Origin of the sequence: Pseudoalteromonas sp. ND6B, from assembly GCF_000764215.1 — a bacterium.
Lineage (GTDB): Bacteria > Pseudomonadota > Gammaproteobacteria > Enterobacterales > Alteromonadaceae > Pseudoalteromonas > Pseudoalteromonas tetraodonis.
In genome coordinates, this window is the sequence record NZ_JQFL01000002.1 from 12828 (window position 1) to 39279 (window position 26452).

At 40.7% G+C, this 26452-nt stretch carries 21 protein-coding genes and 1 pseudogene; 5 read left to right on the forward strand and 17 right to left on the reverse strand.

What is annotated here, in order from left to right; translation table 11 throughout:
* Positions 1–25 precede the first annotated feature (25 nt).
* On the forward strand, positions 26–4531 hold the full coding sequence (locus ND6B_RS18130) for an EAL domain-containing protein (RefSeq protein WP_033102535.1): 4506 nt from the start codon (positions 26–28) through the stop codon (positions 4529–4531).
* A 24-nt stretch (positions 4532–4555) separates the two neighbouring features.
* On the opposite strand, the gene ND6B_RS18125 is transcribed toward ND6B_RS18130, so the two are convergent.
* Positions 4556–5500 (reverse strand): ion transporter, encoded by a 945-nt coding sequence (locus ND6B_RS18125; RefSeq protein ID WP_013465861.1) that lies wholly within the window; start codon positions 5498–5500, stop codon positions 4556–4558.
* A gap of 8 nt (positions 5501–5508) precedes the next feature.
* The gene (locus ND6B_RS18120; RefSeq protein WP_033102536.1) at positions 5509–8175 is read right to left on the reverse strand and encodes a bifunctional acetate--CoA ligase family protein/GNAT family N-acetyltransferase; all 2667 of its coding nucleotides are present in this window, start codon (positions 8173–8175) and stop codon (positions 5509–5511) included.
* A gap of 380 nt (positions 8176–8555) precedes the next feature.
* Between ND6B_RS18120 and ND6B_RS18115 the strand changes: the two genes are divergently transcribed.
* Positions 8556–9272 (forward strand): SIMPL domain-containing protein, encoded by a 717-nt coding sequence (locus ND6B_RS18115; RefSeq protein WP_033102537.1) that lies wholly within the window; start codon positions 8556–8558, stop codon positions 9270–9272.
* On the opposite strand, the pseudogene ND6B_RS19525 reads toward ND6B_RS18115, so the two are convergent.
* The 8 genes and pseudogenes from ND6B_RS19525 to ND6B_RS18075 all read right to left on the reverse strand — a co-directional run bounded on the left by ND6B_RS19525 (position 9264) and on the right by ND6B_RS18075 (position 16246).
* Positions 9264–9922: pseudogene (locus ND6B_RS19525) on the reverse strand (hypothetical protein). The gene ND6B_RS18115 and the pseudogene ND6B_RS19525 sit on opposite strands and share 9 nt — an antisense overlap.
* 104 nt (positions 9923–10026) lie before the next feature.
* Entirely contained in the window at positions 10027–11859 is a 1833-nt protein-coding gene (locus ND6B_RS18105) for a DUF885 domain-containing protein (RefSeq protein ID WP_033102538.1), read from the reverse strand.
* Between the two features lie 37 nt (positions 11860–11896).
* The gene (gene hemW, locus ND6B_RS18100; protein WP_033102539.1) at positions 11897–13033 is read right to left on the reverse strand and encodes a radical SAM family heme chaperone HemW; all 1137 of its coding nucleotides are present in this window, start codon (positions 13031–13033) and stop codon (positions 11897–11899) included.
* Positions 13030–13629 (reverse strand): XTP/dITP diphosphatase, encoded by a 600-nt coding sequence (locus ND6B_RS18095; RefSeq protein ID WP_033102540.1) that lies wholly within the window; start codon positions 13627–13629, stop codon positions 13030–13032. The genes hemW and ND6B_RS18095 overlap by 4 nt, the downstream gene beginning before the upstream one ends.
* Before the next feature lie 2 nt (positions 13630–13631).
* Positions 13632–14075 (reverse strand): DUF4426 domain-containing protein, encoded by a 444-nt coding sequence (locus tag ND6B_RS18090; RefSeq protein WP_013465854.1) that lies wholly within the window; start codon positions 14073–14075, stop codon positions 13632–13634.
* 58 nt (positions 14076–14133) lie between these two features.
* A complete protein-coding gene (locus tag ND6B_RS18085; protein WP_008113334.1) occupies positions 14134–14667 on the reverse strand; it encodes a YggT family protein in 534 nt (177 codons plus the stop codon).
* A gap of 26 nt (positions 14668–14693) precedes the next feature.
* Positions 14694–15515 carry a pyrroline-5-carboxylate reductase gene (gene proC / locus ND6B_RS18080; protein WP_024600822.1) on the reverse strand — a complete coding sequence of 274 codons (822 nt, stop codon included), beginning with the start codon at positions 15513–15515 and terminating at the stop codon, positions 14694–14696.
* 17 nt (positions 15516–15532) lie between these two features.
* Positions 15533–16246 (reverse strand): YggS family pyridoxal phosphate-dependent enzyme, encoded by a 714-nt coding sequence (locus ND6B_RS18075; protein WP_024600821.1) that lies wholly within the window; start codon positions 16244–16246, stop codon positions 15533–15535.
* 2 nt (positions 16247–16248) lie between these two features.
* Here ND6B_RS18075 and ND6B_RS18070 point away from each other — a divergent pair, with 2 nt between their 5' ends.
* A complete protein-coding gene (locus tag ND6B_RS18070) occupies positions 16249–17289 on the forward strand; it encodes a type IV pilus twitching motility protein PilT (RefSeq protein ID WP_013465851.1) in 1041 nt (346 codons plus the stop codon).
* Between the two features lie 9 nt (positions 17290–17298).
* Positions 17299–18435, forward strand: a complete 1137-nt coding sequence (locus tag ND6B_RS18065) for a PilT/PilU family type 4a pilus ATPase (RefSeq protein WP_013465850.1) — start codon at positions 17299–17301, stop codon at positions 18433–18435.
* A 58-nt stretch (positions 18436–18493) separates the two neighbouring features.
* On the opposite strand, the gene ruvX is transcribed toward ND6B_RS18065, so the two are convergent.
* The 6 genes from ruvX to ND6B_RS18035 form a co-directional block, all read right to left on the reverse strand.
* Positions 18494–18943 (reverse strand): Holliday junction resolvase RuvX, encoded by a 450-nt coding sequence (ruvX, locus tag ND6B_RS18060; RefSeq protein ID WP_033102541.1) that lies wholly within the window; start codon positions 18941–18943, stop codon positions 18494–18496.
* Positions 18944–18960: 17 nt separating this feature from the next.
* Positions 18961–19518 carry a YqgE/AlgH family protein gene (locus ND6B_RS18055; RefSeq protein ID WP_013465848.1) on the reverse strand — a complete coding sequence of 186 codons (558 nt, stop codon included), beginning with the start codon at positions 19516–19518 and terminating at the stop codon, positions 18961–18963.
* A gap of 135 nt (positions 19519–19653) precedes the next feature.
* A complete protein-coding gene (gene gshB / locus ND6B_RS18050) occupies positions 19654–20604 on the reverse strand; it encodes a glutathione synthase (RefSeq protein WP_013465847.1) in 951 nt (316 codons plus the stop codon).
* 66 nt (positions 20605–20670) lie between these two features.
* On the reverse strand, positions 20671–21405 hold the full coding sequence (gene rsmE, locus ND6B_RS18045; RefSeq protein WP_033102542.1) for a 16S rRNA (uracil(1498)-N(3))-methyltransferase: 735 nt from the start codon (positions 21403–21405) through the stop codon (positions 20671–20673).
* A gap of 70 nt (positions 21406–21475) precedes the next feature.
* The gene (locus ND6B_RS18040; protein WP_013465845.1) at positions 21476–21949 is read right to left on the reverse strand and encodes a hypothetical protein; all 474 of its coding nucleotides are present in this window, start codon (positions 21947–21949) and stop codon (positions 21476–21478) included.
* 77 nt (positions 21950–22026) lie between these two features.
* Positions 22027–22920, reverse strand: coding sequence for a DUF350 domain-containing protein (locus tag ND6B_RS18035; RefSeq protein WP_013465844.1), 894 nt, complete (start codon positions 22918–22920; stop codon positions 22027–22029).
* Positions 22921–22998: 78 nt separating this feature from the next.
* On the opposite strand from ND6B_RS18035, the gene glnE reads away from it, so the two are divergent.
* Positions 22999–25794 carry a bifunctional [glutamate--ammonia ligase]-adenylyl-L-tyrosine phosphorylase/[glutamate--ammonia-ligase] adenylyltransferase gene (gene glnE / locus ND6B_RS18030; protein WP_033102543.1) on the forward strand — a complete coding sequence of 932 codons (2796 nt, stop codon included), beginning with the start codon at positions 22999–23001 and terminating at the stop codon, positions 25792–25794.
* A 64-nt stretch (positions 25795–25858) separates the two neighbouring features.
* Here the strand turns inward: glnE and ND6B_RS18025 are convergent, their stop codons facing one another.
* Positions 25859–26431, reverse strand: a complete 573-nt coding sequence (locus tag ND6B_RS18025) for a toxin co-regulated pilus biosynthesis Q family protein (protein ID WP_033102544.1) — start codon at positions 26429–26431, stop codon at positions 25859–25861.
* Positions 26432–26452 lie beyond the last annotated feature (21 nt).

Genomic DNA, 26452 nt, shown 5'->3' on the forward strand with positions numbered 1-26452 from the left:
AACATAAATTAGTAATAGGACAAGCATGGGTATGAGTATTAATGGGTTTATCACAGCCATATTTGTGCTGTTTATGCTCATAAGCGTTGAAGTAACAGCGCAAGTAAAACGATTATCCCCAAGCGAAGGCTTATCTCAAAGTTACGTTAATACCATGCTTATTGATAACAATGGGTATTTATGGCTCTCTACTGAGGGAGGCCTTAACCGATACGATGGCTATCAAGTTATTCCAATCAATGGCCCTAATGGTGAGTTAGAAGAGGCGATCATCGATCGCATATATCAAGACCAACAAGGGCATATCTGGATTGCCTCCTTATTAGCAGGCTTGTTCAGATACGATCCGAAAACGGATACCTACCAACAATACATAGAAAAACCTGTCACAGAAGAGCAAATACTACAGCAGTCCGTTTTTACTATGTTAGCCACCGATGATAAAACCTTATGGATTGGACAAGGCCGAGAGTTTGCAAAACTCGATATAGACAACGGCTCTATTACCTCCTTATTTACACTTCCTGAGCAATTTGAAAATGCGTTTGTGCGTACTTTGTTTCATTATAACGGTTATATTTTTATCGGTAGCACAGACGGCGCGTATGTTTTTAACATCGCAACACAGCAGGTAAGGCCACTCGAGCACTTGAGCGAAACGGATGTACATATTTATCAAAATAATGTGAAATCATTTGCGCTAGGTAATAACAATCAGTTGCTTGTAGGTGCGGTTAAGGGCTTATACGCTGTTGATATTAGTAATTTAGAGGCAATGTTTAACAACCGCGAACAATCATTTACAAGCCAAAAATTACTGGCCGATCTGAATGTTTGGGATATCGATAATCAGCAAGGAGTACTCGATTTAGCAACAGATAAAGGCCTGCTTTGTTTTAATTTAACCACTAAAAAAGTGGTTAAAAATAAACGTATCCAACAGAGTAAGTACACCCTCGCCGATAACAGTATTATTGATATGGTGAAAGATAAATCGGGCGGAATGTGGCTAGCCACTAAAACCGATGGTGCGTTTTATTTATCGGGCGACAATTACAAGTTTTATAATGTAGAGGGGAATGCACTGGTTGGGGATGGTTTATCACATCATTCGGTATGGTCAATTAAGGAGTTCCAAGAAAAGCTATGGTTAGGCACACACAATGGTTTAACTGCGGTTGATTTAAAAAGTAATCGCTCAAAGGTGTATTTAAAAGATTATAAAGTCGATTTACTGACCACAGAGTTTACTATTTTCAAAATTATGCCTTACAAAGATAAACTCTGGTTGCACTCAAACCGAGGATTATTCATTTTTGACCCGCAAACTCAGCAACTTACCCAACCAAGAACTAACAGTCCTACCAATCAGATTTTTTTAAATGATTGGATGCATGGCCTGACATTGCTACCAAACGGGGATTTGTATTTTGTACACCCAGATCATGGTATGTTTAAATATAATATTGATAGCCGACAATTAGTTCACTTAAAAGGCGAATTAGCACAATTTGACCCTTTTTTAGCGCATGGCTTTTTACCCCCATTACCGCACCAACCCGAGAAGCCATTATTTTTTAGTGGTGGCGTTTTATATCAATTTAACCCCAATGATTTAAGTTTAAACACCATTTATAAAGTGCCTAAACACCATGAAAATGTAGCCGTTAGTATTCTTTCCTACGTGGTAGATGGGCAAGGCATACTTTGGCTATCGTTATCTAATTTTGGGCTGATTGGTATAGATGCAACAACCTATGAGTTAGTGCACACAATTGATTTAGATAAAAATAAACTCGGCACCTTGTTGTACGATATGGTTCTTGATGAAGAGGGAATGATTTGGATGAGTAGCCATAAAGGAATATGGCGACTAAATCCTGAAACAATTCATTTTCAGCAATTTACAACATCAGATGGGGTGCTCTCTGCTGAGTTTAATAATGGCGCTATGGCTAAGTTAGCGGATGGTCGAATTGCCTTCGGTAGCCTCAAGGGTTTTACCTACTTTGATCCTAAAGACAATAAAAATAGCCAAGGTTTATTAGATCAGGTCAATATCACGCGCATCAACTTAATGTCTCGGGACTTGTCTATAAATTTACAGCAGCCATTAAAAAATATCACTTTAAACCATGATGATATCGGGCTTGAGATTGCATTTTCAGCGATGTCATTCAGCTTCCAAGAGCGTATTATTTATGGATATCAGCTCGATAAAGGTAAAAAAAGTTATACCCGAAATAATCGTGTGGTGTTTCCTAAATTAAACCCCGGCAGTTACCAGTTAAAAGTCTGGGCAAAAGATCCACTGACCGGCGACTATACTGCGCCAGCCACGTTAAATATTAAAGTGAGATATCCGCTATGGCGTGCTCCATACTTTTTAGCGCTTTATACCATTTTATTGATCACCATAGTGACTGCATGGGTAATGAGGCGCAACAAAATACAGCGTATCTTATTGGCAGCACACAAAGAAAGCCAAGACAGTGAGGCGCGTTTAAAGCTTGCACTAGAGGGAAGTGAGTCCGGGGTATGGGATTGGCAGGCGAGCCAGTTAAATATTTATCAGCCTAGATTAGTCAACGAATTAGGCTACGAGGATGACTCGGTGAGTTTAGATGACTACCTAGAAAAAATTCACCCTCAAGAGCGTGCTATTTTTAGGTTGGAGTGGTTAGAATTTTTATCAACAGATAAAGGGTATTTTAATTGTACCTACCGATTACGCCACGCCAAAGGTCATTGGCGTTGGTACAAAGATTTTGGCAAGGTAGTTGAGTGGGACAAAAAAACGCCGCAAAAAGTAGCCGGTACGTATACCAATATGACACGCGAAAGGGTGTTTGAAGAGCATGCTCGGTTATTTACCGCCGCGTTTGAACAAACCCGAGATTGGGTGTTTATCTTAGATAAAAACTTTAATATACGTGCCTCAAATAAATCGCTGCAAAGCGCTTTTGGCTTATCAGCAGAGCCTCGTTCAACCCGTGCGCTTAATTTGGGAATGTCCCGCAGTAGCTATTTTGATTATTTACGAATTATGCAAAAGCTTGAAGTGGGCGAACATTTTTCATGTGAAGATACTGTCGTTCTGGCAAACAAAGAGCAACGCCATGTACTGGTTAAAATAAGCGCCGTAGCTGATGAAAGTCAAAGGCTGAGTAGTTACGTGATTATTTTAACGGATATTCATGCACAAAAGTCAGCCGAGAGCGAACTGCATATACTGGCTAATTACGATTCACTTACAGGGCTGCCAAATAGAACCTTGTTTAACGACAGAGCTATACATGCCATCGATCAGGCGCGCCGCCATCAGTGTAAAGTGGCTTTGTTACACGTTAATATAAAACGGTTTAAGTATTTTAATGATTCATTTGGCACAGAAAACGCCGATGAGATAATAAAGCTGGTGGCGAACCGCTTGAAAACAGCATTACGTCCTTGTGATAGCGTCGCGCGTTTAGGCGGTGATGAATTTGTAATTCTAGTTGAAGATATTCAGCAAATAGAAGAAGTATTACTTATATGCACCAAACTAATGGATTGCGTGAGTAAAGACATTGTTATGAATCAGCAAAGCGTCAATGTACACCTAAGTATTGGTGTGGCTATTTTCCCTGATGATGCCGCGCATTATAAAGCACTATTGAAAGCGTCAAATGTTGCGCTTTATTATGCTAAAGATGGCTTGGAAGGGTGTTACAAGTTTTACAAACAAGAAATGAATCAACGTGTTGAAAGAGCGATGCATTTAGAATCACAGTTGATCAAAGCTTATCATGAACATGAATTTTGTAATTATTATCAACCCATTATTAATGCGTCTACGCAAAAAACAGTGGGTTTTGAGGTGTTACTACGCTGGCCTGATAATCAGTTAGCGAGTACGCAAGAGTTTGCAAACGTAGCTGAAAATATAGGCTTAATCACTAAAATAATGCTACAAACATTTAAGCGTGCTTTGGTGCAGTTAGCTCGTTGGCGTAAAGTGTGTCCTGATCTATACCTATCAATTAACCTCTCAGCACTGGATTTTGAATTTATCGGACTCGTCCCTGAAATTCGCCAAGCACTAAACAATGCAGCACTGCCGCCCGAGGCTATTGTATTTGAAATAACAGAGTCTATTTTAATGCGAGACTCAGAACATGCGCTTAAAAATATGGACTTATTAAAGCAACTAGGCTGTAAGTTGTACATGGATGATTTTGGAACAGGGTATGCCTCGTTAACTTATTTGAAGCGCTTTCCGATTGATGTATTAAAAATAGATCGCAGCTTTGTGCAAGATATTGGTATTGATTCGGATAACGAAGCGATTATTCAATCTACACTAACTTTAGCAAGCAGTTTAGGTAAAGAGTGTATTGCTGAAGGGGTTGAAAGCGCACATCAGTTGGCTTTTTTAAAAGCGCAAGGTTGTAGCTACTTTCAAGGTTACTTGTTTAGTAAAGCGGTGCCTAAAGAGCAGGTGCTTGAGCTTATTGAGCACGATTGGCATCCTGTATTCTCACAAGCTTAAAGCGCCGCTTAATACATTATTTTATTAAGGACGCTTACCACAGTGACGGCAAAATAAGTGTGAGCTGCGTTTATTTAGCTCCGCTTTTATTGCTTTATTGGCCTCTAGTTTACTTAGCCCTAGTTTGTAGCGTAACTCCTCAAGGTGATGCATCTGCTCATCAGTGAGCTTACCATCGGTTATTTTCTCGTGGGTGGCATCTTCAAATAGCTGGCGACGTTTGCGTATTTGCTCTGAGAAACTCGACGCTAATAAACCGGTTGGTATGGCAACCATCCCCATACTCACCAAAGTGATTACGCCACCAAATAGTTTACCAATAGGCGTTATAGGCACAACATCGCCATAACCAACCGTAGTTAGGGTTGCCATTGCCCACCACATGGCTGCAGGAATAGAGCCGAACTTGTCTGGTTGAATGTCGTGCTCTAATAAATAAATACCGCAAGAGGCTAAAATAAGTAACACAGACATAATAAAAAATGCCGCCAGTAATGAACTCGACTCATCAATAAACGCCTGCAATAACAATTGCATTGCTCGAGAATAACGAGTGAGCTTAAATACCCGCAACAACCGCAGTACCCGTAAAAAACGTAAATCGATAGCAAAGAAAAACATTAATAAACTAGGCAAAATGGCAATTAAATCGATAATTGCCAGAGGTGATAAAATATATCGAATCCGTTTTTGTGTGTTTGAGCAATTCATGGAGGCGTACTTTACGCGATCGACACAGGTCCAAGCACGTATTAGATATTCAGCACTAAATATAGCCACTGATACCAGCTCCAAGATTAAAAACTCGCTATAGTACTCGGTTGCGATGCTGTGCACCGACTCAAGCACAATCGCCACCACATTAATCATAATTATGCTGATCAGTATGACATCTAAAATGTGTCCCGCTCGCTGATACTTACCTGACGCTTCAAATACTTGGTTGATGGTTTGTCTTAGTTTACGCATAGTACCTATTACAATGTGAGCAGCATATTGATACTGCCTTCTTCAAAATCACGACTTATTTTAAACCCGAGTTTACGAGCCAACTCAATCATGCCGGTATTTTCTGGCAGGGTGATACCTTCAACCGTTTTCACGCCTTGGCGTCTGCAGTGAGAAATAGCCGCGTTCATTAAAATACGTCCTAACCCAAGTCCTTGGCAATCAGAACGTACCACAATGGCAAACTCTGCTTGTAAGTTATCGGGATCCATAATCACTCGCGAAACCCCTAATGTGTGCTGTTGCTCGTCTTGTGTTTGGGTAACAATAAATGCCATCTCGCGGTCGTAATCAATTTGCGTCATTTTAGCGAGTTGATCATGGTTAAATTGTGGCAATTCACCAAAAAAGCGCTTGTATCTATCTTCTTTGCTTAAGGAGCGGTCAAACTCTTGATGTGCCTGCTCATCTTCTGGTTTGATTGGTCTGAGCGTTGCTAAGGTCTTATTTTTTAGGGTCACCGTTTCAACCAGCTCAATAGGATAAGGGCGGATTGATAAACGTTTTCGGTGCGCCTGAACCTGATACTGATTTAGGTTCATGGTGGCATCAAGGACTAAAAACTGCCCATTACTGGCTAAAATAGGATTCAGCTCTAATGAGGTGATATCGGGTTGATCGACAACGAGTTGAGAAATTCGGGTCAGTAGCGCACATAAACGATATTTATCTACTTTTTCTGGCAGAATGCGATCTTTAAGAACTCCCTTATCATGGGCGGCGGCAATTAAATATTTAGCTAGGTTCATATTCAGTGGTGGCAAGGCCACCGCCGCTTGAGCGTACTCAAGCCCTGTGCCAGCTTCACCTAATAAAATAACTGGCCCAAAATTAGGCTCTGTTTTAATGGCTATGCGCAGCTCATTGGCACCTGCTCTAGGCGCCATTTTTTGTAACGAAAAGCCATCAATAACAGCATCAGGGTAGGTGTTTTTTATTCTTAACAGCATAGCAAATGCCGTTTGCTCGACCTCTTGTGCATCATTGAGGTTGAGTACTACGCCACCGACTTCAGACTTAGAGGGAATACTGGGGCTCATCAATTTTAATGCGACCGGAAAACCTAGCTCTATTGCTTGCTCTTTTGCCTCAGTAGGGGTGTAGGCTACTTCAGTTTGGATACAGTCTATACCGTAGCTACTTAAAATTTGACTCGCTTGATGGGTTGATAAGTAATGTTGCTCATCATTTAAAAACTCTTTAATAGCTGCTTTCGCTGCTGCTTTATTAATAGTCGCATCATCGGTGTTTGATTCTGGTGTTTGGGTTAAATGTTTTTGGTTACGACGATAGCTTACTAAGTGCATAAAGGCACCTACTGCACCTTCTGGGGTACGATAGGTCGGAATGGCATTATTCGCGCAGATGCGTCTGGCTGCAAAGGCGGCATCTTCTCCCATGAAATTAGTGATCACATACGGGCGTGCCATTTTCGGTAATTTGTTCAGAGCCTCAACAATAACCTGAGCATAATTTTCACTCGGGGCCAATGCCGATGGAGTATGAATGATCAGTAAGTTTTTAACTTCTTTAGCATTAAGCAGTATTTCTAATGCGTGTTTGTAACGCACTGGCGCAGAATCGCCAAATATATCGACAGGGTTGGATGTTGTGTCTGAATGTGGGATCACTTTATTGAGTGCTTCGCGCGTTTCATCACTAAGCTGAGCAAGTTTACCTGAGCTTTGAATAAGTTCATCAACGGCCATCACTCCAGGGCCGCCGCCATTAGTTAATATAGTTAGCTGCTCTACTTGCAATAATTTGGGGTGCATTGCTAAGGTTTGAGTGGCGGCAAAGAGCTCACGCAAATCATTTACTCTTAACATCCCTGCGCGTTGAAACATGGCATCATATACTGCATCTGAGCTTTGTTTTCCGCCGGTGTGTATTTCAGCAGCGAGAGCGCCTGCAGTGGTTCTGCCCGTTTTAATGGCAATAACGGGTTTAGAAAATGCCGCCGCACGCGCGGCAGAAATAAAGCTGCGAATATCATTAATGTTATCTATGTAAAGTAGGATAGCTTTGGTTTTAGCGTCGCGGCCTAAAAAGTCGAGTATTTCGTCAAACTCAATATCTAAACAATCTCCCATTGATACAAAGTATGAAAAGCCAATTTCTTTATTTTTAGCCCAATCAAGAATCGTTGAGCAAACAGCCGCTGATTGCGACACAAAAGCCAGTTTACCTGGCGTGGCAACAGTGTGCGAAAAACTCGCGTTTAAACCTATGTGCGGAATAAGTAACCCTAAGCAATTTGAGCCAAGCAGCGTCACTTTATGCTTTGCAGCGTTATCTTTAAGTTCTTGTTTTTGAGTACTTGTTAGACCATCAGCAATAATAATAGCGCTATGGCACCCCAGCGTACCTAGCTGTTCAATAATTTTCATTAAGGTGTTTTTATTGGTACAGATAACGGCTAAATCAGGTACTTTGGGAAGGGCTTCAATACTTGGGTAAGCCAATACGCCATGCACTGCAGTATGATTGGGTGTAACAGGCATGATGGGCCCTTTAAACCCGCCTTGTAATAAATTACGCATTACCACATTACCAGCCCGAGTAGGGGTGTTTGATGCCCCAATAACAGCGACTGAGCTTGGATTAAAAAACTGGCTAATACGTTTTAGACTCATTGCGTTTCCTTGGCTGATTAAGTTTTGCTATCTATACCTTCTCAATGTAACCTGTTTATAGTGTTTTTTCGAGCGTGAACGTGCTTATTATTGATATTAGGGTCTGTTGACCTTTCAAGGTTAAATTTGCAGCAGTCTGTTTGGTATTTAGGCAAGGCAGAGCCTATGTGGTGTGGTTATTCCCCATAAATAGGCGATAACGCAGCATCAATGCCAAACAGGCGCTGCCCTTCGGGTTCTGTCTAGGGGCGATTTACTCTTTGTTGCTCGGTTTTGACTTAGCCCACTAGGTTACAAACCTCGCGCCGTGATTAAACCGCCCCTAGTTTGAACAAATTTTAATCCGCAAAGGTCAACAGACCCTAGTCAAGGAGAGTGAAGTGAATAAAATATCGAATGTAACCGTTGTTATGGCAGCAGCGTGTTTAAGCATTGGCCTAATTGCATTGGGTTTTATTATAAAAGGGGCTGCGCTTGATATTAAAGGGATGGAGCGCACGGTGCAGGTAAAAGGGTTAGCTGAACGTGAAGTTGTGGCTGATACCGTTATTTGGCCTTTGCAGTTTAACGATGCCGACAACAATCTTGAAAAGCTTGTTGAGCGAGTTGAGCAAAAAAACGATGCGGTGATTGCCTTTTTAAAGTTACACGGCTTTGACGATCAAGAAATATCGAAAGGCACTCAATCTATTATAGATAAGCAAGCCCGTGAATACGCGAATGATAATCAAAAGTTTAGGTATGTTATTAGCTCAAATATTATTGTTTACTCCAATGCTCCTGATAAAGTTAAAAACGCACTGAGCAAAGTGAGTCAGCTAGCTAAACAAAATATAGCTATTGTGCAAGACAACTATCAAACCCGTATTGAGTATATTTTTACTGGGCTTAACGATATAAAACCAGCCATGGTGCAAGAAGCCACAGAAAAAGCTCGTGAAGTGGCAGATAAGTTTGCTAAAGATTCAAATTCACGCTTAGGTAAAATTAAAACCGCTCGCCAAGGGCAGTTTAGCATTAGCGATCGGGATTCAAACACGCCGCAAATTAAAAACGTACGTGTTGTTACCAGCGTAGAATATTACTTATCAGATTAGAGCCGCCACTTGTTCAGTAGAGCGCTGTAAATAAGCGGCGCTCAGTAGCAAGGTTATCTCGCTTGGGGGATTATTTTTAATGCCTCAAGTATTTGTAATTTTGCTGCAGGATTTTGTTTTTGCTCTATTTCCATTAATGCGAGCAAGGCCGAAAATTCATGTTTTACCGGAATGTTTGGCTTATGTGCATAGGCGATGTAACTGGCAACCGGAGTGAGCCCTTGCTTATTTGTATGTGCTAATGCATATAGTAACTCTTCGTTAGATTCAAATAACATTAACGAGCGAACATAGTTAAAAGGCAGTTGTGTGGGCATTGCTTGCTTAAATACATTATGCAGGGCGTTATTGCCAGAGTCGTCTGTATTAATAAATCCCTTATTTAATTTAAGTGCAGGCGTAAAAAAACTCAGCGCGTCTAAACTGGTTAGTTTTTCAATAAACGGCGCTGGTGGCGTATTAGTGGTTAAAATACGCACGGCGATGTTTTGCATAAAATCGTATTTAATACTCATGCGTAGCGCACTTTCAAACAGGTAATTAAGCTGTATTACTTGCTGTGCCTCAGTGAGCTTTTTAAAGTCGTTATCTAGCTCATCAAACTGCTGTTGTTTAATACGCGCATTGAGTAGCTGTATGCTTAGATCCATTCTGTTCTCCTTGAATTCCAACTTTATCCTAGCTTAATTTTTTGCTTTATAAAACAAAAGGCCGCAATTGCGACCTTTTATTCCTTTAAGTAAATACTTAAAAATTAAGCTTGTTTGCTGGCAATCCACTCATTAACGAAGTTTTCTAGTACGTTTAATGGTACAGGGCCATTTTTAAGCACTACATCGTGGAACTGGCGGATATCAAACTTATCGCCAAGTTGCATTTTAGCATCTTCACGTAGTTCTAAAATTTTCAGCATACCTACTTTGTAAGCCGTTGCTTGAGATGGCATTACAATATGACGCTCAACCATTTTCACACCGTCAGAAGTGGCGTTAGGGGTGTTGTTAACGTAGTAATCAATACCTTCTTGACGAGTCCACTTCATTGCGTGAATACCGGTATCAACCACTAAACGACATGCACGCCATAATTCCATGGCTAAGCGACCAAAATCTGAATACGGGTCTTCGTAAAGGCCCATTTCTTTTGGTAGTAATTCTGAGTATAACCCCCAGCCTTCAATGTAGGCTGTGTAACCACCAAATTTACGGAACTTAGGTACACCTTCAAGTTCTTGTGAAATGGCAATTTGCATATGGTGACCCGGAATCCCCTCATGATAAGCCAAGGCTTCCATTTGGTAAGTAGGCATTGCTTCCATGTCGTATAGGTTGGCGTAGTAAATACCTGGGCGAGAACCATCTGGCGCAGGTTGTTGATAAAACGCTTTACCTGCCGCTTTTTCACGGAATGCTTCAACACGTTTTACAATCATGTCGGCTTTTGGTTTTACAATAAACAGCTCATCTAAGCGTGTTTTCATGTTATCAATTAAACCTTTAGCTTCACTTAGGTACTGTGCTTTACCAGCTTCAGTGTTAGCTAAATAAAATTGCTTGTCGGTTTTCATAAACTGCATAAAGGCGTTTAAGTCGCCCTCAAAGCCGACTTTATCTTTAATGGCACGCATTTCATCATGAATACGTGATACTTCAGCAAGGCCAATGGCATGAATCTCTTTTGCTGTAAGGTCTGTCGTGGTGGTGCGTTTCAGTGCGTTATTGTAAAACGCTTCGCCATCAGGGAATTTCCAAGCACCGTCACGGTCATCAGCACGTTTTTCTAACTGTGCAATGTAGTTAATTAACTTAGAGTAAGCAGGTTTAACCGCTGTTTTTAATGCTTCAGTCGCTTTACTAATAAGTGCATCTTTTTCAGCTTGGTCTATTTCTAAGGCATTAACTTTGCGTTTAAAGTCAGCTAAAAGCGTAGAATCTTCACCTTGTTCAAACGGCGCACCTTTAATGATGTTTTTGCTTGAATCAATGACGTGTGGGAATACAAATTTAGGCGCGATGATGTTTTTATCGGCGCGAATTTCTAAGCCAGTAATAAGCTGATCAAATACACCCGGTACCCCATTTAAACGAGCAATGTAATCGTTGGCTTCTTTTACGTTGCTAATTTGATGCTGGTTGATTAAAAAAGCCGGCACCATAGAGTGCGTACCAAACATTTGGTTTACTGGGTAGTTATGGTAACGCCATTTGAAATCAGCAATGCTGGCTTCTAAATCTTGTTTTTTTAAATCATAACTTACTTGGGTTGCTGTATCTAATTGCGCACGATTAATGCTGTTGAGTGTGACCAAATCGGCTTTAGCTTGTGCCAAGTCTTTAAGGGCTTTTTCTTCGCTGTTGTCATCCCATTTATCGTAATCTTTTTTGATGCCCATGTAGGTTTGATAAACCGGGCTGCTCATTACATCACGATTAAAAGTGTCTTCAAAAAAAGCATTCGCTTTGTCAATTTCACTTTGAACAGGTTGAGCTTGAACCGCAGGTGCAGGCGTTGATTGTTGTGTTGCTTGTTGGCAACCTGCAAGCAGTGCCACACTAATGGTGGCAGCAATTAGAGTAAGTTTACGCATTCGTTTCCCTTTTGTTGTTAGAAACCTATTATTGTCACTAAACAAATAACGCAAGTAGATCATTTAAAAAACGTTGCCCTTGGAGTGTAACGTGCCAGTGGCTGTCTGTTTTTGTTAGTAAACCGGCATTAATGGCTTTATCTAGTGCATGCTGTTGGCTTTGCAGTGGTTGCTGCGTCAGCGCATTAAAATCATTTATAGGGCATGGCTCTATTAAACGAAAGCGATTCATAAAAAATTCAAACGCTAAGTCGTCTTGCTCTACTTGCCAGCTTTTGTACAAGTAGGGTTTAATAATATCCATATAGCCCCGAGGGTGTTTTACCTTTTCAGTGCGTGTTATCACCCCCGTTTTCGCATCAGTAACCTTACCATGAGCGCCGCAGCCAATGCCAAGATAATCGCCAAACCGCCAATAATTCAAGTTATGTTGGCATTGATAGCCAGGTTTTGCATACCCTGATATTTCATATTGCTGATAGCCAGCTTGTGCTAATAATGCTTGGCCTTGCTCTTGAATATCCCATAAGGTTTCATCTTGTGGCAAAGTCGGCGGTTTTGAAGCAAATTGCGTATTGGGCTCAATGGTGAGCTGATACCAAGAAATATGCGGTGGATTGAGCGCAATAATTTGTTTTAAATCACTCAGTGCATCATCAAAAGACTGCCCTGGTAAGCCATGCATTAAGTCAAGGTTAAAGCTATTTAACCCTGCTTCACTGGCTTGCTGTGCAGCATAACTGGCTTCATCGGCACCATGAATTCGACCTAGGGCTTTTAACTTATCGTCCTGCATGCTTTGCACGCCGATAGAGATACGGTTAATGCCTGCTTTTACATAATCTTTAAAACGGCCAGTTTCTACTGTGCCGGGATTTGCTTCAAGGGTTATTTCACAGTTATCGCTTAAGCCAATTAGGCTATCTACTTCCTTGAGTAAACGGGTGTATGCCGCGCCGGTTAATAGGCTTGGTGTGCCGCCACCTATAAAAATACTGTGAATTTTACGCCCTTGTACTAAGTGTAAATCAGCTTTTAAATCGTCGATTAAATGCTGTACATACTCAGCTTCAGGGATGTCACCTTTTTGTCCGTGGCTGTTAAAGTCGCAGTAAGGGCATTTTTGCACGCACCATGGCACATGCACATATAAACTTAGTGGAGGAAGGTTCACAGGTCGCCTTTGTGTTGTAGCTCTTGCAGTAACATTTTAAGTGCTTGCCCACGATGACTCAGTGCATTTTTTTGCGCTTTTGTCAGCTCTGCACTGGTGCAATTTTCTGATGGCACAAAAAAGATAGGATCGTAGCCAAAGCCACCTTCACCGTGTTGGCTAAGGGTAATTTCGCCCTCCCAGCTAGCACTGCAAATAAGTGGGGTAGGGTCGTCGGCGTGACGCATCAGTACCAACACACACCAAAAACGAGCACGGCGGTTAGGGTTATCGCCTAAATCAGCCAGTAATTTATCGATATTATCTTGATCACTTGCGCCTTTACCTGCAAAGCGGGCAGAGTAAACGCCGGGTGCGCCATTTAAGCTATCAACTTCTAATCCCGAATCATCAGCAATAGCCGGTAATCCAGTTATTTTAGCTGCATGACGCGCCTTAATTATCGCGTTTTCTACAAACGTGGTGCCTGTTTCGGCCACTTCGCTCACGTTAAAGTCGCTTTGTGGTACTACATTAATATTAAGCGAGCTGAGCATGTTAGCCAGCTCATTTACTTTGCCGGGATTGCCGGTTGCAAGTACTAAGGTGTTGGTCATATTTAATCTACGTAAAATTTTTGCTGAAACTTTAATGTTTGGAACTGGTTACCTTGTTGGATTTCAATTTCAAAACGTAAAATTTCTTCGTTGGTGTAATCTACTTGTGCTAGGTAATAAACAGAATCGCCTTCAACGACTTCTTTAAAGTTGAGGCTTTGTTTATTGCCTAATAAATTTCTAGCGGTGCCTTGTAATGTCGCTTTTTGCGCTGTTTTATCAGTATCATTTTTTAAGATGGAAATATTAACAATACCTTTGTAGCCACTGCGTTCCAAGCCATATGTTTTGGCTATTTGTGGCTGAATAAACGTTGATGGAAAGGCTATATAATGAACTTGCCAAGGGCCTAGTTCTTTATATTGAGCGCCTTGTTCTTGTGCGCTGTGCGCATTAAATGCTAAAGCGAGACAAGCAATAAAACAAAACTTTATTAAACGTTGCATGGTTAACTCCTGAGTATGTAAAAAAGAGGCACTAGGCCTCTTTTATATTACGTTATGCTTAAGCTAAAAGGTCCATTAGCAGCATTTGTAAAAACTGAATGCCGATGATTAGTACCAGTACCGATAAATCTAATCCCCCTAATGGCGGTAAAATTTTACGGATGGGCTTTAACATTGGCTCAGTAAGCTGATGGAATACCGCTTCAATTGGGTTATAGCCTTGGCTTACCCAGCTTAAAATAGCGCGGATGATTAATACCCAAAAGACTAAATTTAAACCTTCTTTTAAAACAGTTATTAGCGCCTGTATAAGCACAGGCTGAATAGCCCAAGAGCTATAAATCAGCCACATTAGGGTACTTATTTTTGCCGCAGCCACTATAAATGCCAGCAACAAAGAGGCTAAATCAAGCCCGCCTAGCCCTGGAATGATTTTTCGCAGCGGGTTAACTGCAAACGAAGTGGCTTTGACCACAAATTGGCTCATTGGGTTGTAAAAGTCGGCTTTTGCCCACTGTAGCCAAAAACGCAGTAGTACCACCATTAAAAATAGATCAAACAAGGTGCTAATTAAAAATTGCATGGCATTCATAGTATAACCTTCAATAAAAAATGGTTTTAAAGTTCTTGTTCCATTTGCACTGCACGCGCAATACACGCATCCATTGCATCGCCTACGGTTTTAGTTAAACCTTGTGCTTTTAAATGCTCAACGGCTGCATGCGTGGTACCGCCTTTTGATGTCACATTTGAACGTAATTGTGAAATGCTAATATCAGTTTGGCTAAGTGCCATTTCAGCTGCGCCAAGGGCGGTTTGCTGCACTAAGCGGCGTGCGTCTTCATCACTAAACCCAAGCGCTTTGGCTTTTTCTTCAATGGCTTCCATAAATAAGAAAAAGTAAGCCGGTGAAGAGCCGGTAACAGCAATCACGTCGTTTATTTGCGACTCTTTTTCAACCCATACAACAATGCCTGTACATTCAAATACTTGCTGTACAAACTCATGCTCGCTTTGGGTTTCGCCTGCACCATATAAGCCAGATACACCACGACCAAGTAATGATGGCGTATTTGGCATACAACGTACCATTTTTACATCTTGACCAAGCATTTCACGTAAGCGCTTAACGGTTAAGCCTGCCGCGACTGAGATAAATAATTTATCGCTAAAGTCGACACCTGAATCTTGAAATGATTGGCATAAATCGCCCATCATTTGTGGTTTAACAGACAAAACAATGACATCGGCATCGCGCATAGCTTCGTTATTGTCACTGGTGGTTTGCACTTTGAAATCGGCAGCTACCTTAGCTAGTTTTTCTTGGTTGCGGTTAGTCGCAATAATATTATTTGCGTTAAAGCCGTTTTTTACCATGCCACCAATGATGGCGTAGCTCATATTACCTGTGCCTATAAATGCGATTTTTTTATCTGACATATGTCTGTTATCACCTTTTAAGTTCGTGTTCCAAAAATATCTGTGCCGATCCTCACCATGGTTGAACCTGCCGCTATGGCAGCTTCTACATCGTTACTCATCCCCATCGACAACGTATCTATATGAGGATATTGGGTCTGTAGTTTATCAAAGCAAGTTTGTAATTGCTCAAAATATTGAATTTGCGTGTTTGCATCGTCGCTTTTAGCGGGAATAGCCATCAGTCCGCGCAACTGTAAATGGGCACATTGATCTATATATTGCGCCAGCTCAGTGATTTCATTGGGGTGACAACCAGACTTTGCTTCTTCTTCGCTAATATTCACTTGAATAAGTACATTCAGTGGCGGCATTGTCTCAGGGCGTTGACTGTTTAATCGCTTGGCTATTTTAAGTCTGTCTACACTTTGCACCCAAGCAAAATTGGCAGCGACTAAAGCACTTTTATTTGACTGAATAGGGCCAATGAAATGCCAAACAATATCGCTAAATGTGTCTAGTTGCGCTATTTTATCTACAGCCTCTTGAACATAAGATTCACCAAATTGACGTTGCCCTTGCTCATAAGCTGCCATAATATCAGTAGCGGGTTTGGTTTTAGATACTGCAAGTAACGTAATATCGTTACTATTACGTTGTGCTTTGTGCGCTGCCTCTGCAATTCTAGCGTAGGCGGATGTGAGTCGTTCTGCTATTGTAACCATATATTTATCAGTTAGTTGTGGAGTCATAAATGGATATCACCGAATTATTGGCATTTAGTGTGCAACATAAAGCATCAGATTTGCACTTATCATCAGGGGTATCACCTATGATACGTGTTGATGGCGATGTGCGACGTATTAATATACCAGCACTTGGAGATAAAGAAGTCAGCAGTCTGGTTTATGACATTATGAACGATAACCAGCGTAAGGACTATGAACAAAATCTCGAAGTGGATTTTTCTTTTGAAGTCCCTAATTTAGCACGTTTTCGTGTAAATGCCTTTAACTCTAATCGTGGCCCTGCTGCTGTGTTTCGTACTATCCCGAGTGACGTACTCACTCTTGAAGATTTAGGCGCACCTGAAATATTTAAACAAATTTCAGATAACCCACGAGGCCTAGTGTTAGTCACGGGCCCTACCGGTTCTGGTAAGTCGACCACGCTTGCGGCGATGGTCGATTACATTAATCAGACCAAGCATCATCATGTGCTGACCATCGAAGATCCTATCGAATTTGTTCACGATAATAAACTCAGCTTAATTAATCAGCGGGAAGTTCATCGTGATACACATAGCTTTTCTAACGCACTACGCAGCGCACTCCGTGAAGACCCAGATGTTATTTTAGTGGGTGAGTTACGAGATTTAGAAACTATTCGCCTTGCTATGACCGCTGCGGAAACTGGTCACTTGGTGTTTGGTACTTTGCATACGACCTCTGCACCTAAAACCATTGACCGTATTATTGATGTATTCCCTGGCGAAGAAAAAGATATGATCCGCTCTATGCTCTCTGAGTCATTACGTGCAGTTATTTCGCAAACACTGATAAAAAAAGTAGGGGGAGGGCGAGTGGCTGCACACGAAATCATGTTGGCAACGCCTGCTATTCGTAACTTAATCCGTGAAGATAAAATTGCACAAATGTATTCATCAATTCAAACAGGTGCGTCGCAAGGCATGCAAACCATGGATCAATGTTTAACAAGCTTAGTTAACCGTGGCATTATCACTCACTCAGCGGCGTATACAAAAGCGCAAGATAAGACGCAGTTTAGCGCTTAAGGAATTATTATGACTTTATCTTTAAATCACTTTTTACAAATAATGATCGACAAAAAAGGCTCTGATTTATTTGTATCGAGCCAACTTCCTATTAGCGCTAAAATTAACGGCGAGCTAACTCCTCTTAATGACGATAAATTAACAGATGAGCAAGCGCTAGAGTTAGTTGAATCAGCGATGAGTGAAAAACAAAAAGCAGAGTTTCATAACACTAAAGAATGTAACTTTGCGATTGCAACTAGCGAAGGGCGCTTTCGTATTTCGGCTTTTTGGCAACGCGACAGAGCGGGCATGGTTATTCGCCGAATCGTCACTAAGATTCCCGACGTTAAAGAGCTTGGATTACCTTCTGCATTGACCGATGTGATTATGTCAAAGCGCGGACTTGTGTTATTTGTAGGTGGTACGGGAACCGGTAAATCAACGTCTTTGGCGGCACTTATTGGTTATAGAAATCGCAATCAACGTGGGCATATTTTAACCATAGAAGATCCGATTGAATTTGTGCATGAACATCAAAAAAGTATTATTACTCAACGTGAAGTGGGTTTAGATACTGAAAGCTTTGAATCGGCACTTAAAAGCTCTTTGCGCCAAGCGCCTGATGTTATTTTAATTGGTGAAATTCGTTCGCAAGAAACCATGGAATATGCGTTGAGCTTTGCAGAAACGGGTCATTTATGTGTTGCCACCTTGCATGCTAACAATGCTAACCAAGCCATTGACCGCATTATGCACTTAGTACCAAAAGAAAAGCACGATAAGCTTAAATATGACTTAGCATTAAATTTACGCGCTATCATTGCTCAGCAACTTATTCCTACCTCTGATGGGGAAGGGCGTGTTGCTGCCATTGAGGTATTACTTAATACGCCAATGGTCAGTGAGCTAATTAAAAACGGTAATATTGGTGGCATTAAAGAAACCATGGCTAAATCAACAGAGATGGGCATGCAAACCTTTGACCAAGCGCTGTTTGAGCTTTACAGACAGCAACGTATTAATTATGCCGATGCGCTGCATCATGCGGATTCGCCAAATGACTTACGCTTGATGATTAAACTACGTAATAACGAGCAACAAGGCGCAGGCTTCTTACAAGGTGTGACCATTGATGGCCTTGATGACAAAGGCAATATGACTTAGTCTTAAACACACATAAAAAAAGCGCCTTAGGCGCTTTTTTTATGTGTGTTTAAGTACTTTACTCACCATAACTGGCTTCAAAAAAACTCTCTAGAATGATCACCGCAGACATATTATCTACGTTACCTTTACCTAAATTTTTATAGCCACCACGTTCAAACAACCGTGCCTTTGCATCTGCAGTCGTTAAGCGCTCATCTTGGGTATGAACCGCAATACCGTAATGGTTGTGCAAACGATTAGCAAACTTTTTAGCTTTAAAGGTAACCTCTTGCGAGGTGCCATCCATGTTTAGCGGTAACCCGACAACCATTAAATCGGGTTGCCATTCTTTTACTTGCACAGCAATGTCATCCCAATTAGGAATGCCATCTTGGGCTTTCACCGCTTTTAAGCTGGTGGCGCTGCCTGTGAGCTCTTGACCAATAGCAATACCAATACTCTTGGTACCAAAGTCAAATCCCATAACGGTGCGCTCACCTTGTGGTTTTACTATTTTTTTAGTCATGTTTATCTTTTATGTTATTAGGCATGTCCAGCTTCGGGGCTTAATTGGCCAATATCAAAACCAAGCATAGAGACTGCCATTTCCCAGCGTTTTTCTACTGGAGTATCAAAAATTATTTTAGGATCGGCTTTAATGATCAGCCAGCTATTGTCTAATAGCTCTTGCTCTAATTGGCCTTGTTCCCAACCGGAGTAGCCTAAAGTAATAATAAATTGCTCGGGTGCTTGGGCAGTGGTTAACGTGGCTAACACATCTTTTGAGGTGGTGATCATAATATCACTGCTCAACTTTTGGCTTGCCGAGTACCCAGGTTTTGGTGAATGTAGTACAAAACCACGGTCTGTTTTTACCGGCCCGCCAGCAAACACAGTCACTTGCGCGGCATGTTGAGATTTATCGTTATCAATATCAATTTTGTCGAGTAACTCACCTACGGTGACATCAATCGGCTGATTGATCACCAATCCCATAGCGCCTTCTTCGTTGTGTTCACAAATATAAGTGACGGCACGTTTAAAAAAAGGGTCTTGCATTGATGGCATTGCGATTAAAAAGTGATTTTCTAATGACTGCATAAGTTTTACCCTTTTAGTTATTGAATCTTGAGTATGGCATAGTCCCATGTTTTAACACTAAAAATTTATTCGAGTTTTCAGCGATGACACGATAAGCGTCATCGCTTTATATCTTTGAACTGATTCAGTGATAATTTATTTATTAAGCTTTTTCTCTATGGCGTCAAATAAAATGCCAGTAATTGAAATATCGTAAGCGGCTTCAATTTCTTTTACGCAGGTTGGCGCTGTTACGTTAATCTCAGTTAACTTATCACCAATAATATCTAAACCTACAAATATTAAGCCTTTTTCTTTCAAAGTAGGGGCGACCGCCTTTGCAATCTTAAGATCTGATTCGCTAATTGGGCGTGCTTCACCACGACCGCCTGCGGCTAAATTACCGCGTGTTTCGCCATTTTGTGGAATACGCGCTAAGCAATAAGGAATCACTTCACCATCAACAACCAATACGCGCTTATCGCCTTGAGTGATCTCTGGGATATAATTTTGCGCCATGGCAAAGCGGCTACCATGCTCGGTTAAGGTTTCGCATATTACGCCTATATTAGCATCATCGGCTTTTACTCTAAAAATAGAGGCGCCACCCATGCCATCAAGCGGTTTTAAAATAATATCTTTATGCTGGGCTAAAAACTCACGGATTTGTTTTTGGCTGCGTGTTACTAATGTATCTGGCGTGTGTTCACTAAACCAAGCTGTAAAGAGTTTTTCATTGGCGTCGCGCAAGCTTTGTGGTTTATTAATCACTAATGTACCTGCTTGCTCTGCACGCTCTAAAATATACGTTGCGTAAATATATTCAGTATCAAAAGGCGGATCTTTACGCATTAAAATAACGTCTAAATCAGCCAGTGCTATGGTTTCTTTTTCTTCAAGTTGGTACCACTTTTGAGCGTTATCAAAAACTTGAGCTTTGGCTGCAGTGGCGTAGGCATTGCCTTGACGCAGCGATAAATCATCCATTTCCATGTAGTAAATTTCGTAGCCACGGGTTTGTGCTTGCATCATCATTGCAAAACCGGTGTCTTTTTTAATATTAAATCCACTAATAGGATCTGAAATAATACCTAACTTAATTGCCATGCGCTGTGCCTTAATTTATGTGTTTTTTACAACTGTAATCATGATATGTGGGTGCTTTTAGTTATTTCAATTAGCTAAATCGCCAAATTGTAATTGCAGTGCACTTAAAACGGTTAACGCTGCTGTTTCTGTGCGAAGTACTCGCGGACCTAAGCGAATATCTACAAATTCTTGTTGTTTAGTTTGCGCCATTTCATCATCGGTAAATCCCCCTTCAGGGCCCACTAAAAATCGCACGCCACCATCAGGAACAGTAATGGTTTTAATGCTGTGCTCGGCGCGCGGGTGTAAGGTTAATTTAATGGCAGCTGTGTGCTGTTCAAGCCAGTGTTTTAAATCTACGGGAGGATTAATGGTTGGTACAAAGTTGCGCCCAGATTGCTCTGCAGCAGCAATGGCTATTTTTTGCCATTGCTGGTGTTTTTTTTCTAGGCGGTCGCCACTGAGTTTTACGCCGCAGCGCTGACTAAAAATAGGCGTTATTTCAGTGATCCCTAATTCAACCGACTTTTGAATGGTAAAATCCATTTTATCACCACGAGATACACACTGGCCTAAATGAATCTTTAATGGCGATTCAACGTCATGAGGATTAAATTCAAGGGGCATAACAACCACGGTTTTTTTGCTCACTTCAATAATTTCACTGAGAAATTCACCCCCTTCACCATTAAAAATAGAAACCTGCTCGCCCACTTTCATTCGTAGCACACGACCTACATGGCCTGCAGCGTCATCGTCAAGATTTAAAGGGGTGTTGAGAGCAATCGGTGATGATTGATAAATATGGGGCACTCGCATGGCAAATCACTTTTTTACATAGAAGTTATATCTCTCTATGGTAAGTAAGCAAAGGCTTGGGTGCAATTATTTATTTTTCATATTCGGGGGTTAAAAGCTCTGTTAACTCTTGTGCAGTTTGAGCTATGTCGGTATCACACGATAAATGGTTTGAATGGCATTCATCTTTTATGGGCTTAATTTCATACCCTTGATCTGTTTGAATAACCATATAGCGTTTTTCATGCAGTGAATTATAAATAAAGCGCTGTGTATCATCGGCGAGCAAGTAATCTGTTTGGTTAAACAGTACCCCCTGAATATTGTGGTGTTCGTGTAGGTAGCTGGCCAGCTCAGAAATGCTTATTTCGTTTTCAATATCGCAATAGCAATAATCTTTAACGAGTTCATCAAACATCATTTTAACCAGCTTTTGGGTATTAGCCCCGGCGATAACGATGTCTTTTTTAGCTGGATCATTTGAGTTTATATAGTGTTTAATAAATGAATGGCTAAACTCGTTGTCTATATCAATTAAGAGATAGCTCGCTGTTTTTATTTCCATATGCCTAAAGTCCCTGTTAATTTACCAGACTATTAAATAGGGACGTTTAGTAACGGCTTAATTTAACCAGTTTGGTACTAAATTGAAAACATACTTATAAGTAAGTAACCAATAGCACAAAATACAGCAAATTCAATACACGCAATACCAATATTATCTTGATGATCGACTTCAAGTGCGGTGTCGATATTAGGCATTGAAATAATTTTTATAATATACGTTAAACAGTATAGTAACAGCCACATCACACCGCAATGCATTACCAAGGTAAATAAGTTTTCTACCATTTTACCATTTTGAAAGGCCGCACTAGATAAACCAGCATACGCCGCAAGTGCTAATCCAATTGACTTACCCGCATAGCGAATACCAATAGAGGTATTTTCTAAGCCAAAATTACTTTGCAATGAGGCGCCTTGATTTGCTTTAGCAAAGCGGTATTCACGTATTTTACTGTCCAAAGCAAACATTCCTTGCAACACAAAAAAGCTTACTGAGGCAATTAATAAATTACTAAACCCCTGAGTATGTGTCCATGTATATAAACCCAGCGCTAAAATACAATTGGCAATAAGCATCCCCGAGTCAACCAGCGCAGCACAGACGTTTTGCTTTAGTATTGCGGCTTCTTCATTAAAGCGGCGTAATATCCATTTACGATGGATTAAATGCCCCATTTTAATAAATGAAAATAGCAGCACAATTAACAAAATCACTTTTAATGGGTTTGATTGTGCGGTGCTAATACTAATTTCATCAAATAAAAACGCCATGGTGGCTATAACAACAGATATTTCAGAGGCAAAACTAATCCCCATTGCAAAGTTATCATGCTGCGCCAATTCTTCTTTAAGTGCTTGTTTTGCTTTTATTTGAGTAACAATTCTTAAACTGATGATGATGACACAAATAACCACAAAACTAATAGCAATCGCAACTAAACTAGTGTTAGATAATGACAAATATGACATGGTGTTCCTAAATAGATTTACCTTGATAGGTTTTTAACCATTCTAGTATGGTTATTGGTGAGATAAAAGAGGGTATTGATGAGTAACGACACGCAGCTTCCTATTGAATTACAAAAACTCGGTGAAACACGCTTTGCCGCGCTGTACCCAGAGCAACAAAACCAGCAGCAGATAATACGGCTATTGGCGTTAAGTGATTTTGCTTGGCGCAGCTTAAGCTCTCAACCTGCGCTACTGTCTTGGTTACTGTGTGAACACGAAATTAAAAATAGAGAAATTTTAGACCCTTTTACACAGCTAGATATAACTAAAATAGAAGAGAGTGAGTGCCATAAGTTACTGCGCCAATACCGAGAAAAATACTGGTTAAAGGTGGCTTTTTTAGATTTATGCTGCAAAAACCCGATTGAAAATAGTATTAAATACATTAGTGAACTTGCTAATAAACTGATCGACAGTGCTAATCAATGGGCCTATAAAAATGTCGCTAAAACTAATGGTGAGCCATTAGATGAGCACAACAACCCGTTACCGTTAATGGTATTAGGAATGGGTAAACTAGGTGGACAAGAACTCAATTACTCATCTGATATCGATCTTATTTTTGCATATCCTCGCAATGTTAAAACCCAAGGTGGGCGTCGCTCGCTTGAAGCATCTGTCTTTTATACTAAAGTTGCCCAAAAGCTAATTACAGCACTTAATCAATGTACGGTCGATGGTCAAGTTTTTCGCGTAGATATGCGTTTGCGACCATTTGGGGAAAGTGGTCCGTTGGTAATGAGCTTTAATGCCATTGAAGATTACTACCAAGAGCAAGGGCGTGATTGGGAACGCTACGCGATGTTAAAAGGGCGCTTAATTGGCACGCCTAACATTTATTGGCAGGAGTTTAATACGTTATTAAAGCCTTTTGTGTATCGCCGTTATATTGATTTTTCGGTTATTGAGTCGCTAAGAAAAATGAAGCTTATGATTGCCCAAGAGGTGCGCCGTAAGCGCTTAACCAATAATATTAAGTTAGGTGGTGGTGGTATTCGCGAAGTGGAGTTTATTGTTCAGGCTTTGCAAATGGTGCGAGGTGGCAGAGAGGCAAACTTACAAACCCAATCTTTATTAATTGCATTAAAAGAGTTAACACTAAGCCAAGTTATTGATGAGCTTGAAGCTAAAGATTTAAAAAGCAATTACTTATACTTACGCAAAGTAGAGCAATACCTACAAATATTTGATGATCAACAAACACAAACACTGCCCGATGATGAGCTAAATCAACAGCGACTCAATGTGTTGCTCGCTCAGGCAGATTTTGCTGCAACGCTTGTGAAAATAGAACATGTGATGAGCCAAATACATAACGAATTTACACAGGTTATAGGCGAAGAAACTGAACCACTTGATACCTGTGAAGGGGCGTTTATTAGTGCTTGGGATCACGGCGATGTTAGCTTTTTAAATGAGCCCAGAGATGAATGGCAAACACCATTACACGACTTTAAACAACGACTTTCTAAAGCTAAAGTAGGCAATCGTGGGCGCGATATTCTTGATAAATTAATGCCAGCATTACTTAAACAGTTAAACGACTTTAATGCCAGTGCTAGCGCCTTTGCAACGGTATGCCAAATATTAAATAAAATTATTTCGCGCACCGCTTATCTAGAGTTGCTGTATGAAAATCCAGGAACGCTAAAACAATTGGTTTTACTTTGTTGTCACAGTAAATGGATTGGCGAGCATATTTCATTATACCCCATTTTGCTCGATGAACTTATCGACCCAGCTGTGCTTTACAAGCCAACCCCATTAACTGCGTATAAAGATGAAATAAGGCAGTATTTTTTACGCATTGAACATGACGATTTAGAGCAGCAAATGGAAGCGCTGCGTCAGTTTAAACAAACCCATCAATTACGCATTGCCGCAGCTGATGCGACGGGCGTTATTGATGTAATGAAAGTAAGCGATCACTTAACAGCATTGGCTGAAGCTATAGTCGATCAGGCTGTAAATATTGCGTGGTACCACTGCGTAAAACGCTTTGGTATGCCACCTAACACCGATGATGAAAACAAGGGGTTTGCAGTTATTGCTTATGGTAAAACTGGCGGTTTTGAGGTGGGTTATGACTCGGATCTCGATTTAGTCTTTGTGCATAACCATGATGGTACAAGCTACACAAATGGTGATAAAGCGATTGACTCAAGGCAGTTTTATTTAAAACTCGCACAACGATTAATGCATTTATTTAATACCCGTACCGCCTCAGGTATTTTATATGAGTTAGATACTCGTCTGCGTCCAGAAGGTGCATCAGGGCTATTAGCTATTAACCTAGAAAGCTTTAATCATTATCAGCAAACGCAAGCATGGACATGGGAGCATCAAGCGCTGGTTAGAGCGAGGCTGATTTTAGGCCAAGCTGAATTAGTAACACGATTTGCACAAATTCGCGCCGAGATATTGTGCCAACAACGTGATGAAGATACTTTAAAAGCAGACGTGATTAAAATGCGCGAAAAAATGCGTGGCCATTTGGCTAAAGGCAATGCGCAGCAATTTGACTTAAAACAAGATGTGGGTGCCATGACCGATATTGAGTTTATAACGCAATACTTGGTATTAAAACATGCCCATGAGTTTACCCACTTATGCGATAATTCTGACAATGTGAGAATTTTAACTGATGCGGCTAAAATTGGCTGTATCAGCGATATTCAAAAACAGCAGCTTATTCAAGCGTATATAGACTATCGCTCACGCTATCATGTATTGAGCTTAGACCAGCAAGGTCGCTGCGTTAAACGCGAAGAGTTTAGTGAAAATATCAATAATGTTAGCACGGTTTGGAAGGCAATATTTGGGCTAGATTGAGCAATTTAATGTTATGCGCTCAGCAATATTTGAGCGCATATCAACAAAATTAAACCGAATGTAGTTAATTGCTTAGCTTTAAACAGTTTGAGCGTACAAATTCAGACGGTAGCTCGGTAATCACCGCTGCACGTTGTTTAGGGCAGAAAAACGCATACACTTCATTTGAAAAGTCATCATTAATAGAGCGGCTAACGCGGTATAAAGCGGAGTTAAAACTGCTATCTATACGAAAGTGATCTTTTATTACGTAATCTTTGTCTAAGTACCACATTAAAGTAATACCTTCGTTATTAGCATATTGGGTCAGTACAGTACGCAAGGTTGAGTCACGTTGAAAGCGGCGCGGGCCTACTTCTCCATTCCAATTTAAAGGCATAGGCTCTACTACAAAAGAGCGTTGGTTTAGCGCTCTGTCGAGGCTAAGATCGGGTTTTTCGAGTTCAATGACAAATTTGTCATTGTCTTTATTGACAGTAATTCTATCTCGAATTGATGCATAAAACCGCGATAACCCTTCAGCAGCAGCGTTGGTGGTTTGTTGATAATTAAGTGACGACGTACCATTTAGTAAAAAGTAAATGGCTGCACCAATTAACAATAAAGCTAAAAGTATATATCTAATCCAAAACCACATGGCTGTCACTCATCTTTGTTA

Coding starts and splice junctions, on each gene's coding strand:
- ND6B_RS18130 (WP_033102535.1), top strand. CDS start 26: ATGGGTATGAGTATTAATGGGTTTATCACAGCCATATTTGTGCTGTTT.
- ND6B_RS18125 (WP_013465861.1), bottom strand. CDS start 5,500: ATGCGTAAACTAAGACAAACCATCAACCAAGTATTTGAAGCGTCAGGT.
- ND6B_RS18120 (WP_033102536.1), bottom strand. CDS start 8,175: ATGAGTCTAAAACGTATTAGCCAGTTTTTTAATCCAAGCTCAGTCGCT.
- ND6B_RS18105 (WP_033102538.1), bottom strand. CDS start 11,859: ATGCGTAAACTTACTCTAATTGCTGCCACCATTAGTGTGGCACTGCTT.
- ND6B_RS18095 (WP_033102540.1), bottom strand. CDS start 13,629: ATGACCAACACCTTAGTACTTGCAACCGGCAATCCCGGCAAAGTAAAT.
- ND6B_RS18090 (WP_013465854.1), bottom strand. CDS start 14,075: ATGCAACGTTTAATAAAGTTTTGTTTTATTGCTTGTCTCGCTTTAGCA.
- ND6B_RS18085 (WP_008113334.1), bottom strand. CDS start 14,667: ATGAATGCCATGCAATTTTTAATTAGCACCTTGTTTGATCTATTTTTA.
- proC (WP_024600822.1), bottom strand. CDS start 15,515: ATGTCAGATAAAAAAATCGCATTTATAGGCACAGGTAATATGAGCTAC.
- ND6B_RS18075 (WP_024600821.1), bottom strand. CDS start 16,246: ATGACTCCACAACTAACTGATAAATATATGGTTACAATAGCAGAACGA.
- ND6B_RS18070 (WP_013465851.1), top strand. CDS start 16,249: ATGGATATCACCGAATTATTGGCATTTAGTGTGCAACATAAAGCATCA.
- ND6B_RS18065 (WP_013465850.1), top strand. CDS start 17,299: ATGACTTTATCTTTAAATCACTTTTTACAAATAATGATCGACAAAAAA.
- ruvX (WP_033102541.1), bottom strand. CDS start 18,943: ATGACTAAAAAAATAGTAAAACCACAAGGTGAGCGCACCGTTATGGGA.
- ND6B_RS18055 (WP_013465848.1), bottom strand. CDS start 19,518: ATGCAGTCATTAGAAAATCACTTTTTAATCGCAATGCCATCAATGCAA.
- gshB (WP_013465847.1), bottom strand. CDS start 20,604: ATGGCAATTAAGTTAGGTATTATTTCAGATCCTATTAGTGGATTTAAT.
- rsmE (WP_033102542.1), bottom strand. CDS start 21,405: ATGCGAGTGCCCCATATTTATCAATCATCACCGATTGCTCTCAACACC.
- ND6B_RS18040 (WP_013465845.1), bottom strand. CDS start 21,949: ATGGAAATAAAAACAGCGAGCTATCTCTTAATTGATATAGACAACGAG.
- ND6B_RS18035 (WP_013465844.1), bottom strand. CDS start 22,920: ATGTCATATTTGTCATTATCTAACACTAGTTTAGTTGCGATTGCTATT.
- glnE (WP_033102543.1), top strand. CDS start 22,999: ATGAGTAACGACACGCAGCTTCCTATTGAATTACAAAAACTCGGTGAA.
- ND6B_RS18025 (WP_033102544.1), bottom strand. CDS start 26,431: ATGTGGTTTTGGATTAGATATATACTTTTAGCTTTATTGTTAATTGGT.